Below are 13,998 nucleotides of genomic sequence, written 5' to 3' on the forward strand. Positions count from 1 at the left end.
AGGGGTAAGGGTCTCTATACAAAAATAAGGCTGTGAGTCAGATAACCCACAGCCTTAGCCATAATTATTTTATGCTTTACGCTTCTTAAAACTTTCTGCCCGGGAAGTATGCCACCTCGCCCAGCTCCTCCTCTATGCGGAGCAGTTGGTTGTACTTGGCCATACGGTCGGAGCGGGAAGCAGAACCGGTTTTGATCTGCCCGGTGTTCAGGGCTACGGCAAGGTCCGCGATGGTATTGTCCTCTGTCTCGCCGGAACGGTGGCTCATCACACTCTTATAGCCGTGGCGACGGCCCAGGTTTATCGCGTCGATGGTCTCCGTCAGGGTACCGATCTGGTTTACCTTGATGAGGATCGCGTTGGCAATGTTCTGGTCGATGCCCTGCTGCAGACGATCCACGTTTGTCACGAACAAGTCGTCGCCTACCAGCTGCACTTTGCTGCCGATTTTCTCGGTCAGCTCTTTCCAGCCTTTCCAGTCATCCTCGGCCATGCTGTCTTCCAGCGATATGATCGGGTACTTGCTTACCCACTCGCTCCAGTAGCTCACCATCTCCGAAGAGGTCAGCTTATCGCCTGTTGATTTCTTGAAGTGATATTGGCCGGAAGAGGCATCGTAGAACTCAGAGCTGGCAGCGTCCATGGCGATCATCATATCGTCGCCTGGCTTGTAGCCGGCTGTCTCGATTGCCTGCAGCACCACTTCGATGGCCTCTACGTTAGACGCGATGTTCGGGGCAAAACCGCCCTCATCGCCTACGTTTGTAGACAGTCCTTTTTTCTTCAGTACGTTCTTCAGGTGATGGAACACCTCAGAGCCCATGCGCAGCGCCTCCGAGAATGACTCCGCGCCCACAGGCATGATCATGAACTCCTGGAAGTCGATGGCGTTGTCCGCGTGGCTACCGCCATTGAGGATGTTCATCATCGGCACCGGCAGCGTGTTGGCGTTTACCCCACCCACGTAGCGGTAAAGCGGCATGTTCAGCTCCTGCGCGGCCGCACGGGCAATCGCCAGCGACACGCCCAGGATGGCGTTCGCGCCTAAGTTGCCTTTGTTCCCGGAGCCATCCAGCTCTATCATTATTTTGTCGAGCAGGTTCTGATCATATACCTGGAAGCCCACCAGCTCTTCGGCAATTTTCTCGTTCACGTTCTTCACGGCCTGCAGCACGCCTTTGCCCATGTACATGCTCTTGTCGTTATCGCGCAGCTCCACCGCCTCGTGCACGCCCGTAGACGCACCGGATGGCACAGCGGCGCGACCGAGCGCACCGTATTCTGTAAATACATCTACCTCTACAGTAGGATTTCCTCTTGAGTCGAAGATTTGTCTGGCTTTAATGTCTGTGATTAAGCTCATGGTTTGTTTTTAACTATAGTTTTACTTGATTTTACTTTGTTCTAAAAGCGCGATAAAGTCGTCGAACAGGTACTCCGAGTCGTGCGGCCCTGGGGATGACTCCGGGTGATACTGCACCGAGAAGGCTGGCTTCGATTTCATGCGGATGCCTTCGATGGTGTTATCGTTCAGGTTGATGTGCGTAACCTCCACTTCCGGGTGATTGCGGAGTTGCTCAGCGTCCACCACAAAGCCGTGGTTCTGGCTGGTGATTTCGGAGCGGCCGGTTCGCAGGTTCTTCACAGGGTGGTTCAGCCCGCGGTGGCCGTTGTGCATTTTATAGGTGGCGACCCCGTTGGCCTGCGCCAGCATCTGGTGGCCCATGCAAATGCCAAACAGCGGCCGGTTTTTCTGCAGCATCTGCTTCACGCTGTTCACCGCTATGGTTGTCGCTGCCGGGTCGCCGGGGCCATTCGAGATAAAATAGCCATCCGGGTTCCATTGCTCCATTTCCTCGAACGGTGTGTTGTACGGGTACACTTTTACTTCGCAGCCACGCGCCACCAGGTTTTTAAGGCTGTTTTGCTTTACGCCAAGGTCAAGCACCGCAACTCTGTATTTCACCTCGTCTGGCTTCTGCTCATATATGGCCGGTGTACTTACCTTTGAAGCCAGCTCGAGACCGGCCATGTGCGGCACCTCTGCCAACTTTTTACGCAACTCCTCCATGTCCGTTGTTTCAGAGGAGACAATTGCGTTCATAGCGCCTTTATCCCGGATGTGGCGCACCAGCGCGCGGGTGTCTATCTCACAGATACCCACCACCCCTGCTTTCTCGAAATAATCCTGCAAAGAACCCTCGGCGGTTTTCCTGGAGAAGTGGTGCGAAAAGTCTTTGCACACCAGGCCGCTGATCTGTATGCGGTTTGACTCCACCTCCTGGTGCTGCACACCGTAGTTGCCCACATGCGAGACGGTAGTAACCACCATTTGACCGAAATAAGAAGGGTCGGTGAAAATTTCCTGATAGCCCGTCATCCCGGTATTAAAGCACAGTTCGCCACCGGATGTACCAATACGCCCCAGGCTCTTGCCCTTATAAACGGTGCCATCTTCTAAAAGAAGTATCGCTTCTGTTGAAGTTTGCTTTTTCATATGACTGTTTTGTTACAAAAATAAAAAAGGGACACGACTTACGTCATGTCCCTTAGAAATATTTACGAAAAATGCTTATTGAGCATCTTTAGTCTCATCTTTAGAATCAGTAGATTCTGCAGGAGCATCCGCAGCGTCAGTTGCCTCAGGAGCAGCTTCCTCTTTCGCAGGAGTAGCTGGTTCGGCAGCGGCAGTTGCAGCAGGAGCAGCAGCCTTATCTTTTGCTTTAGGAGCAGCTGTAGCATCTGTTGCAGCAGCAGCGGCATCACTCTTCTTGCTACCACCACGGCGGCGCGTGCGCTTGGCACCTGTAGAAGTAGAAGTGTCTTTCGCCAGCATATCCTCATTGTAGTCAACCAGCTCAATCACACACATTTCTGCGTTGTCACCCAGCCTGTAACCAGTTTTCAGGATACGGGTATATCCACCCGGCCTGTTTGCTACTTTAGTGGATACTTCATCAAAAAGCTCCTTTACTGACTCCTTGTTCTGCAGGTAAGCAAAGCAGGTTCTTCTGGAGTGTGTTGTGTCGCTTTTAGATTTTGTCAGCAGAGGCTCCACATACTTACGCAGTGCTTTGGCCTTCGCTACTGTAGTTGAAACGCGCTTGTGCAGGATTAAGGATGATGCCATGTTAGACAGCATTGCCTTGCGGTGTGAAGCGGTTCTTCCTAAGTGATTTACTTTTTTACCGTGTCTCATTATTTTGAATTGTGCACGTGCATACCGTCGATCAACCTGCGAAGGGATCGGGAATTATGCCGTAGATGAATTAATCTTCTTCTAATTTATACTTAGAAAGGTCCATTCCGAAAGTTAAGCCCTTCTCCTGTACCAGGTTCTCAAGCTCTGTCAGCGACTTCTTACCGAAGTTCCTGAACTTCATCATATCCTGTATATCCAGCTGCACCAGGTCACCAAGTGTTTTGATGTCAGCAGCCTTCAGGCAGTTGTAAGCGCGAACCGATAAGTCCATATCCTGTAGAGAAGTCTTCAGGACTTTGCGCATATGGAGCAGTTCCTCGTCCACAGCCTCCTCTTCTTCAGGCTTGGCTGTTTCAAAAGTCATGGTATTGTCTGAGAACAGCATGAAGTGCTGTATCAAGATATTTGCGGCGCCTTTCAGGGCATCCTCCGGATGTATAGAGCCGTCAGTCTGTATGTCCAGAACAAGTTTCTCGTAGTCGGTCTTTTGCTCCACACGAGTGTTCTCAACACTAAACTTCACGTTCTTGATAGGTGTATAGATGGCGTCGATTGAAATCTGCCCGAATACCTGCTCCACCGGCTTGTTCTCTTCAGCAGGCACGTAACCGCGCCCCTTCTGAATCGTCAGCTCCACTTCGAAGTTGATGCTGCTGTCGAGGTGGCATATCACCAGCTCAGGGTTCAGCACTTCATAGCTCGAAGTGAACTTGTTTATATCGCCAGCCTTGAAAGTATCCTGACCACTGAGGTTAACAGTGATTTTTTCGTCCAGTACTTCGCTTATTTTTCTAAAGCGAACCATCTTTAAGTTAAGGATCACATCAGATACATCCTCAACCACTCCTTCAACAGACGAGAACTCATGCAATACACCACCTATGCGGATGCTTGTGATGGCATATCCCTCTAATGAAGAAAGAAGAATTCTGCGCAAAGCATTACCGATGGTTACACCGTAACCTTTTTCAAGCGGCTTGAATTCAAATAGCCCATGAAAGTCGTCGGCTTTTTCCATCACAACTTTCTCTGGCATTTGAAATGCTAATATTGACATACTTGCAGTGTTAAAGGTTAGAAATTGATTAGGCTTACTTAGAGTAAAGCTCGACGATCAGCTGCTCCTGGATTTTCTCAGGAATCTGATCTCTCTCAGGAGTAGCGATGTACTTGCCAGACATCTCAGAAGCATTCCACTCTAACCAGCTAAACTGACGTGCGTTGCGCACAGTAAGGGAGGTGGTGATGGCCTCGAGAGACTTGGATTTCTCTCTTACTGCTACCACATCTCCGATCTTCAGGCTGAATGAAGGGATGTTCACGATGTCGCCGTTCACTAAAACGTGCTTGTGCAGTACAAGCTGGCGAGCGGCTCTCCTGGTTGGGGCTATACCTAAACGGTAAACAGTGTTATCTAACCTCGACTCCAGTAATGCTAACAGGTTCTCTCCGGTGATGCCACCTTTTCTGTGAGCTTTCTCAAAGATGTTAGCGAATTGCTTCTCCAGAATACCATAGATGTATTTGGCCTTCTGCTTCTCAGCTAACTGAACAGCGTATTCCGATTGCTTTTTACGACGACCGCGGCCGTGCATTCCGGGAGGGTAAGCTTTCTTTTTAAGTGCTTTGCTTGGGCCGAAAATCTCTTCGTTAAATCGTCGGGAGATTTTGCTTTTAGGACCAGTATATCTTGCCATTTCTTAACTTAATTTTAAAATTAAACTCTTCTGCGTTTTGGAGGACGACATCCGTTGTGCGGCAGCGGCGTAACATCCTTGATAGAAGTTACCTCAATACCTGTGTTTTGCACAGTGCGGATAGCAGACTCTCTTCCTGCACCCGGACCTTTTACAAACACTTCGGCTTTGCGCATACCCAGGTCATAAGCAACCTTGGCGCAATCGCCGGCGGCCATCTGCGCTGCGTACGGTGTGTTCTTTTTGGAACCTTTGAAGCCCATTTTACCAGCAGAAGCCCAAGATATAACCTGACCTACGTTGTTGGTTACTGATATAATGATGTTATTGAAAGAAGCCTTGATGTGTACCTGCCCAACTGATTCAACAACTACGACACGCTTCTTAGCTTTATCTTTTCTTTTCTGAGCCATGATCAATTATTATTTAGCAGCTTTCTTCTTATTTGCAACAGTCTTACGCTTTCCTTTTCTGGTGCGTGAGTTGTTTTTGGTACGCTGTCCGCGCACTGGCAAACCCTTACGGTGTCTTAACCCTCGGTAACTACCGATGTCCATAAGACGCTTGATGTGCAGTTGCACTTCAGATCTCAGCACACCTTCGGTTTTGTGTTCAGCTGCTATAATACTTCTGATCTCACCGGCTTCGTCTTCAGTCCAGTCTTTTACCTTCTTGTCAAGATCCACCCCGGCTTTGTTAAGAATACGCTGCGAAAGGTTACGACCGATACCGAAGATATAGGTCAATGCGATTTCGCCTCTTTTGTTATCCGGAATATCTACTCCTGCTATTCTAGCCATACTAATTTAATTATCCTTGTCTTTGTTTATATCTTGGATTCTTTTTGTTGATGACATAAAGCTTCCCCTTGCGGCGGATGATCTTACAGTCAACACTCCTCTTTTTAACTGATGCTTTGACTTTCATTGTATTTATTTATATCTGTAAACAATTCTGCCTTTTGTCAGGTCGTAAGGCGACATTTCCAATTTCACCCTGTCACCTGGTAAAATCTTAATGTAGTTCATCCTCATCTTACCGGATATATGAGCAACCACCTGATGACCGTTTTCAAGCTCAACTCTAAACATGGCGTTAGACAAAGCCTCAATGATAGTTCCGTCTTGTTCTATGGACGACTGTTTTGCCATTTATGATTTTTTTGCTTGTTCTATATAATCAAATGTTGTTATAATCTCAGCCTTTTCTTTTCGCACAACCACTGTGTGCTCAAAGTGGGCCGAGGGCTTATTGTCTCTCGTCCTGATCGTCCAGCCATCATCTTCCTGCACAATGTGCCGCGTGCCTAAATTTATCATGGGCTCGATGGCAATCACTAAGCCATTCTGGAGTTTAACGCCTTGCCCACGCCGTCCATAGTTCGGCACTTCAGGAGATTCATGCAGGTTCTGGCCAATGCCGTGGCCTACAAGCTCTCTCACCACGCCATACCCATGCTTCTCCGCATGCTCTTGTATCGTGTAGCTCACGTCGCCCATTCTGGAACCAACTGTTGCTTTCTCTATACCTTTGTACAGTGACTCTTTTGTCACTTTCAAGAGGTCATTTACCTCTTCCGAAACATTGCCGACTGCATGCGTGTAGGCACAGTCGCTGTGAAACCCTTGGTAATAAACACCCGCATCAACAGAAATTATATCTCCATCGTTCAATGTGTATTTACTAGGAAAGCCATGTACAACAGTAGCGTTTACTGATATACACAGGCTAAAGGGGAAACCATTGTAGTTTTTAAAGGAAGGCTTGCCCCCGCTGTCCCGGATGAATTCCTCTGCACGCTTATCAAGCGTGAGGGTAGAAACGCCTTCCTTGATTAGACGAGCAATTTCGCCATGTGCTTTGCTTAAAATCAAAGCACTCTGGCGAATAAGCTCTATTTCTTCTTCCGTTTTATATATGATCATTGATTAAGAAGATGCCATCGCTATGTTCTCAGTTCTGCCTCGCAGCTTACCTGATTTCATCATGCCATCGTAGTGTCTCATCAGCAGATAACTTTCCACTTGCTGGAGGGTATCCAGCACAACACCTACCATGATTATAAGCGAAGTACCGCCGAAGAACTGGGAAAACTCCCTAGTCACACCTAACAGCATCGCAATTGAAGGAAAGATGGCAACAAGGGCAAGATAGATAGCACCAGGTAAAGTGATTCTTGTCAGGATGGTATCAATATATTCTGACGTGGCAAGGCCGGGTTTTATACCTGGAACAAAACCACCGCTTCTTTTTAAATCATCGGCGATCTGGTTCGGGTTAACGCTGATAGCCGTGTAGAAATAAGTAAAAACTAAAATCAGCACACCGAACACTACATTATACTGCCATGAAGTAAAGTCAGAGAAGGTAGAGCCGATATAATTGGCCGTGTCGTTAGAGTCTGCCCAGATCGATGCGATCATGGAGGGCAGGAACATCAGCGACTGTGCAAAAATGATGGGCATGACACCGGCAGCATTCACTTTCAGCGGAATAAACTGGCGCTGACCGCTATACAGAGAGCTTCCGCCCACCTGCTTGGCATATTGTACAGGTATCCTTCTGATGGCCTGTGTCAGCATGACAACAGACATTACTACAAAGAACAGCACAATCAGTTCGAACAGGAACAGCAAGGCTCCGTTGAGCTGCTTGGAGGTAGCTTCAAAAATAATGGCACTCGGAAAACGTGATATAATCCCTATCATGATCAGCATTGAGATACCGTTACCGATACCTTTATCAGTGATCCGCTCTCCCAGCCACATACAGAAGATTGTGCCTGATGTGAGCACGATCATTGACGTGATGGTGAAGAGGGTTTGAGAGATAACAATCGCTTCCGCATTAATGGTAGCCACGAAGCCAACCGCCTGGGCGAGGGTAATCACAATGGTAAGAACTCGGGTGATTTGGTTGATTTTCTTTCTACCAGACTCACCCTCCTTCTGCATTTTCTGGAAATAAGGAACAGCAATGGTCAGAAGTTGCAATACAATCGAAGCCGATATGTAAGGCATTATACCCAGTGCAAAGATGGAGGCATTGCTGAACGCCCCACCCAGGAATGTGTCTAACAAACCAAACAGGCCACTCGTGTTAGCCTGCAGTTGGTTAGGGTCAACACCAGGTAAAACAACAAAAGAACCTAATCTGAAAATAGCTATGAAGAAAACCGTGTTTAGGATCCTCACCCTCAGATCTTCAATAGCAAAAATGTTCTTAATAGTTGTTATAAACTTCTTCATACCGATCTTTTAGAGCGCTACTGTTTTACCGCCAGCTTTTTCTATGGATGCTGAAGCAGATCCAGAGAAGGCATGTGCATGTACTTCCACAGCTTTGTTCAACTCCCCTCTGCCCAATATCTTAACTTTGTCGTTTTTCTGAACCAGACCATGCGACTTGAAGAAATCAAAATTCAGCACAGTTTCGTTGCTTGACTCAACTAAAGACTGTAATACATCTAAATTGATGGCTTTGTACTCAACACGGTTAATGTTTTTGAAGCCAAACTTAGGCACGCGTCTCTGAAGTGGCATCTGACCACCTTCAAAGCCGGACTTCTGTGAATAACCAGAACGGGATTTGGCACCTTTATGACCCCGTGTAGAAGTACCACCTCTACCAGATCCAGTACCTCTACCTATTCTCTTTCTGGTTTTAACAGCACCTTCTGCAGGTTGTAAAGAATTTAAGTACATTATTGAAAGTCTTTAACTTCTACTAAACTATGAACCTTATTTATCATACCAGTGATCTGAGGAGTGTTCTCAACAGACACTGATCTGCTTATTTTTCCAAGACCAAGCGCCTTCATGGTCGCCTTCTGATCTTTGGGACGGCCAATGATACTTTTGACCTGTGTGATTGTTACCTTAGCCATTTCAATTATCCGTTGAATACTTTCTGTAAATTAACCCCGCGTTGCTGCGCAACAGCCAAAGGATCACGCATTTTAGAAAGAGCGTCAAACGTCGCCTTCACCACATTGTGCGGGTTTGAAGACCCTTTTGACTTACAAAGTACATCTTTGATGCCAGCACTCTCAAGTACTGCACGCATCGCACCGCCTGCAATTACACCTGTACCGGCAGCAGCTGGCTTGATCAATACAAAACCACCTGAGAACTTACCTTCCATCGGGTGCGGCACTGTACTGTGGTAAATCGGAACCTTCACCAGGTTCTTCTTTGCATCGTCGATGCCTTTCGCAATAGCGTCAGTTACCTCGTTGGCTTTGCCAAGTCCGTAACCTACCACGCCGTTTCCGTCACCTACAACAACAATGGCGGCAAATGAAAACCTTCTACCTCCTTTTACTACCTTGGCAACACGGTTAATGGCTACAACGCGCTCTTTCAGCTCAATCTCGCTCGCCTTTACACTTCGTATATTATTCTTCAACATAATTTTTAGAATTTAAGGCCGCCTTCACGCGCGCCTTCTGCCAATGATTTTACTTTACCGTGATACAGGTAGCCAGAGCGGTCGAACACTACTTCAGAAATGCCCTTTGAAAGCGCTTTCTCTGCGATCTCTTTACCAACTCTGCCGGCAGTTTCTACATTTGCCTTGGCATCATCAAGCTTTATGGAAGAGGCAGCTGCTAGTGTCACACCAGTAGTATCATCGATCAGCTGTGCGTATATCGCTTTGTTGCTGCGAAACACAGATAATCTTGGCCTTTCAGAAGTACCAGAGATTTTGTTCCTGATGCTCCTTTTTATTCGTAGTCTTCTTAAACCCTTTTTAGTAGACATGATGATGATTATTTAGACGCTGTCTTACCAGCTTTTCTTCTGATTACTTCACCTACAAAGCGGATACCTTTCCCTTTGTATGGCTCAACCTTGCGCAGTGACCTGATTTTTGCAGCTACCTGGCCCAGCAATTGCTTGTCGTTAGACTCCAGCGTAATAACCGGGGACTTACCTTTTTCAGTGACAGCAGTTGCTGTTACCTCAGAGGGCATAGCCAGGAATATGTTATGTGAATAACCAAGCGACAGTTCCAGGATTCCTCCCTGCATGGTGGCTTTGTAACCAACACCTACTAATTCCAGTTGCTCTTTATAGCCTTCGCTTACACCAATCACCATGTTGTTGATAAGCGAACGATATAAACCGTGCATGGCCTTGTGGCGCTTCTGCTCTGTTGGGCGCTCCACAACAAGCTGGTTGTCCTGCTGCTTCACAATTATATCCTTATCTACAGGAGTAGAAAGAGATCCTTTCGGCCCTTTCACGGTAACCACATTGTTAGCGGCAACAGTTACTTCAATAGTGTTAGGCAGGCTGATTGGCAATTTTCCTATTCGTGACATTGTCTATCCTCCTAATTAATAAACATAACATAATACCTCGCCACCGATATTCAGCGACTTGGCTTCCTTCTCTGTCATTACGCCTTTAGAAGTTGACAATATAGCAACACCCAAGCCGTTAAGAACTCGGGGCAGGTTTTCACTTCCGACGTATTTGCGCAGCCCTGGCTTACTCACCCTGTCAATTTTCACAATAGCAGACTGCTTTGTGTTCGGGTTGTATTTCAGCGCTATCTTGATTGTACCTTGCACAGCAGCGTCATCGAATTTATAACTCTGGATGTACCCTTTGTCGTACAATACCTTGGTAATCTCTTTTTTTATGTTGCTAGACGGTATTTCAACTATCCGATGGTTCGCTTTGATAGCGTTACGCACTCTAGTTAAATAATCTGCAATTGGATCTGTGTTCATTATGGAAACTATATAATAATGAATGCTTTTATCTAAGCGAGGGGCAAAGATACGAATATCTTTTTTCTTTTCTTACAGTGTAAGAAAAAAATTACCAGCTTGACTTTGTAACACCAGGAATTTTACCAGCAGAAGCAAGGTCTCTGAACATTACACGGGAAATACCGAATTTCCTCATATATCCTCTCGGGCGTCCGGAAAGCTTGCAACGGTTATGCAGCCTTACAGGCGAGGCATTGCGCGGCAACTTGTCTAATCCCTCATAGTCTCCGTTCGCTTTCAATGCGGCTCTTTTCGTAGCGTATTTAGCTACCATCTTCTGTCTTTTAAGCTCTCTAGCTTTTACTGATTCTTTAGCCATTTTCTTATTTCTTGTCGTTTACGAAAGGCATGCCGAAAGCTTTCAACAGTTCATAGCTTTCCTCGTCTGTCTGTGCGGTAGTCACAAAGGTGATGTCCATACCGGTGATCGACTTGATCTTGTCGATGCTGATTTCCGGGAAAATGATCTGCTCCTTGATGCCAAGGGTATAGTTACCACGGCCGTCAAAGCCTTTCTCATTTATACCTCTGAAGTCGCGCACACGCGGCAAGGCAATGGTTACCAACCGGTCCAGGAACTCGTACATTTTCTCACCACGCAACGTTACACGCGCGCCTATTGGCATGCCTTCACGCAGCTTAAAGTTCGACACTGACTTTTTGGCAATCGTGGAAACTGCCTTCTGCCCCGTAATCGTAGTAAGTTCGTCAACCCCTATATCCACCAGTTTCTTGTCGGACACGGCAGCACCGATGCCTTTGTTGATGGAGATCTTAGTGAGTTTAGGCACCTGCATGATGTTCTTGTACTGGAACTTCTCCTTCAAGGCAGGCACTACCTCATTCTCGTATTTTTCTTTAAATCTTGTAGTTGCCATCTTAGATAACCTCTCCTGTCTTTTTAGAGTAACGCTCTGTTTTACCTTCGCTGTTCTTTCTTTTAGCAGTCTTTGTCGTTGCGCCTGTCTTAGGATCAACAATAGCGACATTGCTAACGTGTACCGGAGCTTCTATCTGGCTGATGCCACCCTGTGGGTTTTTGGCGCTTGGCTTAGCATGTTTTGTCACTAAGTTTAGGCCTTCTATAGTCACTCTCTGCTTTTCTGCATTCACAGCGATAATACGGCCTGTTTTGCCGCGCTCGTCTCCGGCAATAACCTTAACTGTATCGCCAGTCTTTACATGAAGTTTTTTCTTATTCATTTTAATCTGAATTATATGTTATAGAACTTCAGGTGCTAACGAAACAATCTTCATGAACTGCTTTTCACGAAGTTCGCGGGCCACAGGTCCGAAGATACGGGTACCGCGCGGCTCATTGTTTGCATTTAGAAGAACGGCTGCATTGTCGTCAAAACGGATATAGGAGCCGTCTTTTCTTCTAACCTCTTTCTTTGTTCTTACAATAACTGCTTTCGAAACAGTCCCTTTTTTTATGTTCCCGGAAGAAAGAGCTGATTTCACAGTCACTACTATCTTATCTCCGATAGAAGCGTATTTCTTACCAGTACCACCCAACACGCGGATGCAAAGCACTTCTTTGGCACCGCTGTTATCAGCTACACTTAGTCTTGATTCCTGCTGTATCATCTTATTTCGCTCTTTCTATGATTTCTACTAAACGCCAGTTCTTATTCTTGCTAAGCGGACGCGTCTCCTGAATGCGAACAAAGTCTCCGATGTTGCAATCGTTGTTCTCGTCGTGAGCCATAAATTTGTTGGATTTGTTCAGAAACTTCCCGTAGATCGGGTGCTTCATTTTACTCTCCACCAATACCGTGATAGACTTGTTCATCTTGTTGCTAACAACCTTACCACTTCTTTCTTTTCTTAGATTTCTCTCTTCCATGACTTAATAGGTAATTAAGAGTTAGCTTGAGTTTCACGACTACGGATTTCCGTATTCAGGCGAGCAATGGTACGCTTGGCCTCACGGATTTTCATTGGGTTCTCCAACGGAGATATGGCATGTGCAAATCGTAGATTCTGCATGTTGGAGCGCTCAGTGTTTAGCCTTTCTTTCAGCTCTTCTGAAGACAAAGCTTTGATATCTGAATTTTTCATTTTCTATTTCTCAACGTAATCTCTACGTACTACAAACTTTGTTTTTACTGGCAGCTTCTGAGCAGCTAATCGCAACGATTCTTTAGCAACCTCTAAAGAAACGCCATCCGATTCGAACATGATGGTGCCTGGCTTCACCACGGCTACCCAATACTCCGGAGAACCCTTACCCTTACCCATACGAACCTCTGCAGGCTTCTTGGTGATAGGCTTGTCAGGGAAGATGCGGATCCACACTTGTCCTTCACGCTTCATAGCTCTTGTCATGGCGATACGGGCGGCCTCAATCTGCCGGCTGGTAATCCATGTCGCTTCCAGCGATTTTATCGCAAATGAGCCAAATGAAATGGTGCTGCCTCTATGAGCCAGACCCTTCACGCGGCCTTTTTGCATTTTTCTATATTTAGTCCTTTTAGGCTGTAACATTTTCTAAAATCGTAATAATGTTAACAATCGATTACTGACGGCGCTTGTTGCGCTTTGGCCCTCCAGGCGCACCTGGTGCACCGTCCGTTTTCTTACGGTTGCCGCCACGTCTGTCACCTCTGTCACCTCTTTCACCACCCTGTGGTCCACCTGGCCCTCCTTTGCCGCTCTCTAAGCCAGCGTTCGGGGTAAGGTCTCGCTTGCCGTAAACCTCTCCTTTGAAGATCCACACCTTGATGCCAAGCTTGCCATATACAGTCTGCGCTTCAGACAGGGCGTAGTCGATATCAGCACGGAGCGTGTGCAGCGGAGTTCTCCCCTCCTTGTAATGCTCCGTTCTCGCCATTTCAGCACCGCCTAAGCGACCTGAAACCTGGACCTTGATCCCTTCTGCACCTACTCGTAGAGCAGAAGCGATTGCCTGCTTCATGGCACGGCGGAAGGAGATACGGGCCTGCAACTGCTGTGCGATGGACTCGCCTACCAGCTTTGCGTCCAGCTCAGGACGCTTGATCTCAAAGATATTAATCTGAATATCTTTGTTCGTCAGCTTCTTGAGCTCCTCCTTGATCTTGTCTACTTCCTGTCCCCCCTTACCGATCACAACGCCTGGTCGGGCAGTGTTTACGGTGATGGTGATGCGCTTTAGCGTTCTTTCAATGATGATTTTAGAAATGCCTCCCTTAGGAATACGCGCTAATATATATTTTCTGATTTTCTCGTCCTCGATCAGCTTCTCAGCGAAATCTTTGCCGCCGTACCAGTTAGAATCCCAACCTTTGATAATGCCGAGTCGAAAACCGATTGGATTTACTTTCTGTCCCATA

25 protein-coding genes are annotated in these 13,998 nt (G+C 46.8%); all 25 read right to left on the reverse strand.

The window, feature by feature from the left end; translation table 11 throughout:
- Positions 1-85: 85 nt before the first annotated feature.
- Positions 86-1,363 carry a phosphopyruvate hydratase gene (gene eno / locus ABD920_RS11625; protein ID WP_345159175.1) on the reverse strand — a complete coding sequence of 426 codons (1,278 nt, stop codon included), beginning with the start codon at positions 1,361-1,363 and terminating at the stop codon, positions 86-88.
- 21 nt (positions 1,364-1,384) lie between these two features.
- The gene (gene carA / locus ABD920_RS11630) at positions 1,385-2,497 is read right to left on the reverse strand and encodes a glutamine-hydrolyzing carbamoyl-phosphate synthase small subunit (RefSeq protein WP_345159176.1); all 1,113 of its coding nucleotides are present in this window, start codon (positions 2,495-2,497) and stop codon (positions 1,385-1,387) included.
- A 75-nt stretch (positions 2,498-2,572) separates the two neighbouring features.
- Positions 2,573-3,199, reverse strand: a complete 627-nt coding sequence (gene rplQ, locus ABD920_RS11635; RefSeq protein ID WP_345159177.1) for a 50S ribosomal protein L17 — start codon at positions 3,197-3,199, stop codon at positions 2,573-2,575.
- A 70-nt stretch (positions 3,200-3,269) separates the two neighbouring features.
- Positions 3,270-4,259, reverse strand: coding sequence for a DNA-directed RNA polymerase subunit alpha (locus ABD920_RS11640; RefSeq protein WP_345159179.1), 990 nt, complete (start codon positions 4,257-4,259; stop codon positions 3,270-3,272).
- 34 nt (positions 4,260-4,293) lie between these two features.
- On the reverse strand, positions 4,294-4,899 hold the full coding sequence (rpsD, locus tag ABD920_RS11645) for a 30S ribosomal protein S4 (RefSeq protein WP_345159181.1): 606 nt from the start codon (positions 4,897-4,899) through the stop codon (positions 4,294-4,296).
- 20 nt (positions 4,900-4,919) lie between these two features.
- Positions 4,920-5,312, reverse strand: coding sequence for a 30S ribosomal protein S11 (rpsK, locus tag ABD920_RS11650; RefSeq protein ID WP_345159183.1), 393 nt, complete (start codon positions 5,310-5,312; stop codon positions 4,920-4,922).
- A 9-nt stretch (positions 5,313-5,321) separates the two neighbouring features.
- On the reverse strand, positions 5,322-5,699 hold the full coding sequence (gene rpsM / locus ABD920_RS11655; RefSeq protein ID WP_345159184.1) for a 30S ribosomal protein S13: 378 nt from the start codon (positions 5,697-5,699) through the stop codon (positions 5,322-5,324).
- Between the two features lie 10 nt (positions 5,700-5,709).
- Positions 5,710-5,826, reverse strand: a complete 117-nt coding sequence (gene rpmJ, locus ABD920_RS11660) for a 50S ribosomal protein L36 (RefSeq protein ID WP_045688470.1) — start codon at positions 5,824-5,826, stop codon at positions 5,710-5,712.
- A gap of 5 nt (positions 5,827-5,831) precedes the next feature.
- The gene (gene infA / locus ABD920_RS11665) at positions 5,832-6,050 is read right to left on the reverse strand and encodes a translation initiation factor IF-1 (RefSeq protein ID WP_018476861.1); all 219 of its coding nucleotides are present in this window, start codon (positions 6,048-6,050) and stop codon (positions 5,832-5,834) included.
- Positions 6,051-6,824, reverse strand: coding sequence for a type I methionyl aminopeptidase (gene map, locus ABD920_RS11670; protein WP_345159190.1), 774 nt, complete (start codon positions 6,822-6,824; stop codon positions 6,051-6,053).
- A gap of 3 nt (positions 6,825-6,827) precedes the next feature.
- Positions 6,828-8,147, reverse strand: coding sequence for a preprotein translocase subunit SecY (secY, locus tag ABD920_RS11675; protein ID WP_345159191.1), 1,320 nt, complete (start codon positions 8,145-8,147; stop codon positions 6,828-6,830).
- A 9-nt stretch (positions 8,148-8,156) separates the two neighbouring features.
- Positions 8,157-8,603, reverse strand: a complete 447-nt coding sequence (gene rplO / locus ABD920_RS11680; protein WP_345159192.1) for a 50S ribosomal protein L15 — start codon at positions 8,601-8,603, stop codon at positions 8,157-8,159.
- Positions 8,603-8,785: a 50S ribosomal protein L30 gene (rpmD, locus tag ABD920_RS11685; protein ID WP_345159193.1), complete on the reverse strand. Its 183-nt coding sequence runs from the start codon at positions 8,783-8,785 to the stop codon at positions 8,603-8,605. The genes rplO and rpmD overlap by 1 nt, the downstream gene beginning before the upstream one ends.
- A 5-nt stretch (positions 8,786-8,790) precedes the next feature.
- Entirely contained in the window at positions 8,791-9,309 is a 519-nt protein-coding gene (gene rpsE, locus ABD920_RS11690) for a 30S ribosomal protein S5 (RefSeq protein WP_345159194.1), read from the reverse strand.
- Between the two features lie 5 nt (positions 9,310-9,314).
- On the reverse strand, positions 9,315-9,662 hold the full coding sequence (gene rplR, locus ABD920_RS11695) for a 50S ribosomal protein L18 (RefSeq protein ID WP_345159195.1): 348 nt from the start codon (positions 9,660-9,662) through the stop codon (positions 9,315-9,317).
- Between the two features lie 8 nt (positions 9,663-9,670).
- Positions 9,671-10,225: a 50S ribosomal protein L6 gene (rplF, locus tag ABD920_RS11700; RefSeq protein ID WP_345159196.1), complete on the reverse strand. Its 555-nt coding sequence runs from the start codon at positions 10,223-10,225 to the stop codon at positions 9,671-9,673.
- Positions 10,226-10,240: 15 nt separating this feature from the next.
- Positions 10,241-10,639: a 30S ribosomal protein S8 gene (rpsH, locus tag ABD920_RS11705; RefSeq protein ID WP_345159198.1), complete on the reverse strand. Its 399-nt coding sequence runs from the start codon at positions 10,637-10,639 to the stop codon at positions 10,241-10,243.
- A 91-nt stretch (positions 10,640-10,730) separates the two neighbouring features.
- Positions 10,731-11,000, reverse strand: a complete 270-nt coding sequence (gene rpsN / locus ABD920_RS11710; protein WP_345159199.1) for a 30S ribosomal protein S14 — start codon at positions 10,998-11,000, stop codon at positions 10,731-10,733.
- 4 nt (positions 11,001-11,004) lie between these two features.
- A complete protein-coding gene (gene rplE / locus ABD920_RS11715; RefSeq protein WP_345159201.1) occupies positions 11,005-11,559 on the reverse strand; it encodes a 50S ribosomal protein L5 in 555 nt (184 codons plus the stop codon).
- A gap of 1 nt (position 11,560) precedes the next feature.
- On the reverse strand, positions 11,561-11,884 hold the full coding sequence (gene rplX / locus ABD920_RS11720) for a 50S ribosomal protein L24 (protein WP_345159203.1): 324 nt from the start codon (positions 11,882-11,884) through the stop codon (positions 11,561-11,563).
- A gap of 18 nt (positions 11,885-11,902) precedes the next feature.
- Entirely contained in the window at positions 11,903-12,271 is a 369-nt protein-coding gene (gene rplN, locus ABD920_RS11725; protein WP_161890001.1) for a 50S ribosomal protein L14, read from the reverse strand.
- Between the two features lies 1 nt (position 12,272).
- Entirely contained in the window at positions 12,273-12,530 is a 258-nt protein-coding gene (gene rpsQ / locus ABD920_RS11730) for a 30S ribosomal protein S17 (RefSeq protein ID WP_345159205.1), read from the reverse strand.
- A gap of 14 nt (positions 12,531-12,544) precedes the next feature.
- On the reverse strand, positions 12,545-12,745 hold the full coding sequence (rpmC, locus tag ABD920_RS11735; RefSeq protein WP_345159206.1) for a 50S ribosomal protein L29: 201 nt from the start codon (positions 12,743-12,745) through the stop codon (positions 12,545-12,547).
- A 3-nt stretch (positions 12,746-12,748) separates the two neighbouring features.
- Positions 12,749-13,171, reverse strand: a complete 423-nt coding sequence (gene rplP / locus ABD920_RS11740) for a 50S ribosomal protein L16 (RefSeq protein WP_345159208.1) — start codon at positions 13,169-13,171, stop codon at positions 12,749-12,751.
- Positions 13,172-13,202: 31 nt separating this feature from the next.
- Positions 13,203-13,997, reverse strand: coding sequence for a 30S ribosomal protein S3 (rpsC, locus tag ABD920_RS11745; protein WP_345159209.1), 795 nt, complete (start codon positions 13,995-13,997; stop codon positions 13,203-13,205).
- Between the last annotated feature and the right edge of the window lies 1 nt (position 13,998).

The sequence above is a fragment of the Pontibacter saemangeumensis genome (genome assembly GCF_039541895.1).
Taxonomy (GTDB): domain Bacteria; phylum Bacteroidota; class Bacteroidia; order Cytophagales; family Hymenobacteraceae; genus Pontibacter; species Pontibacter saemangeumensis.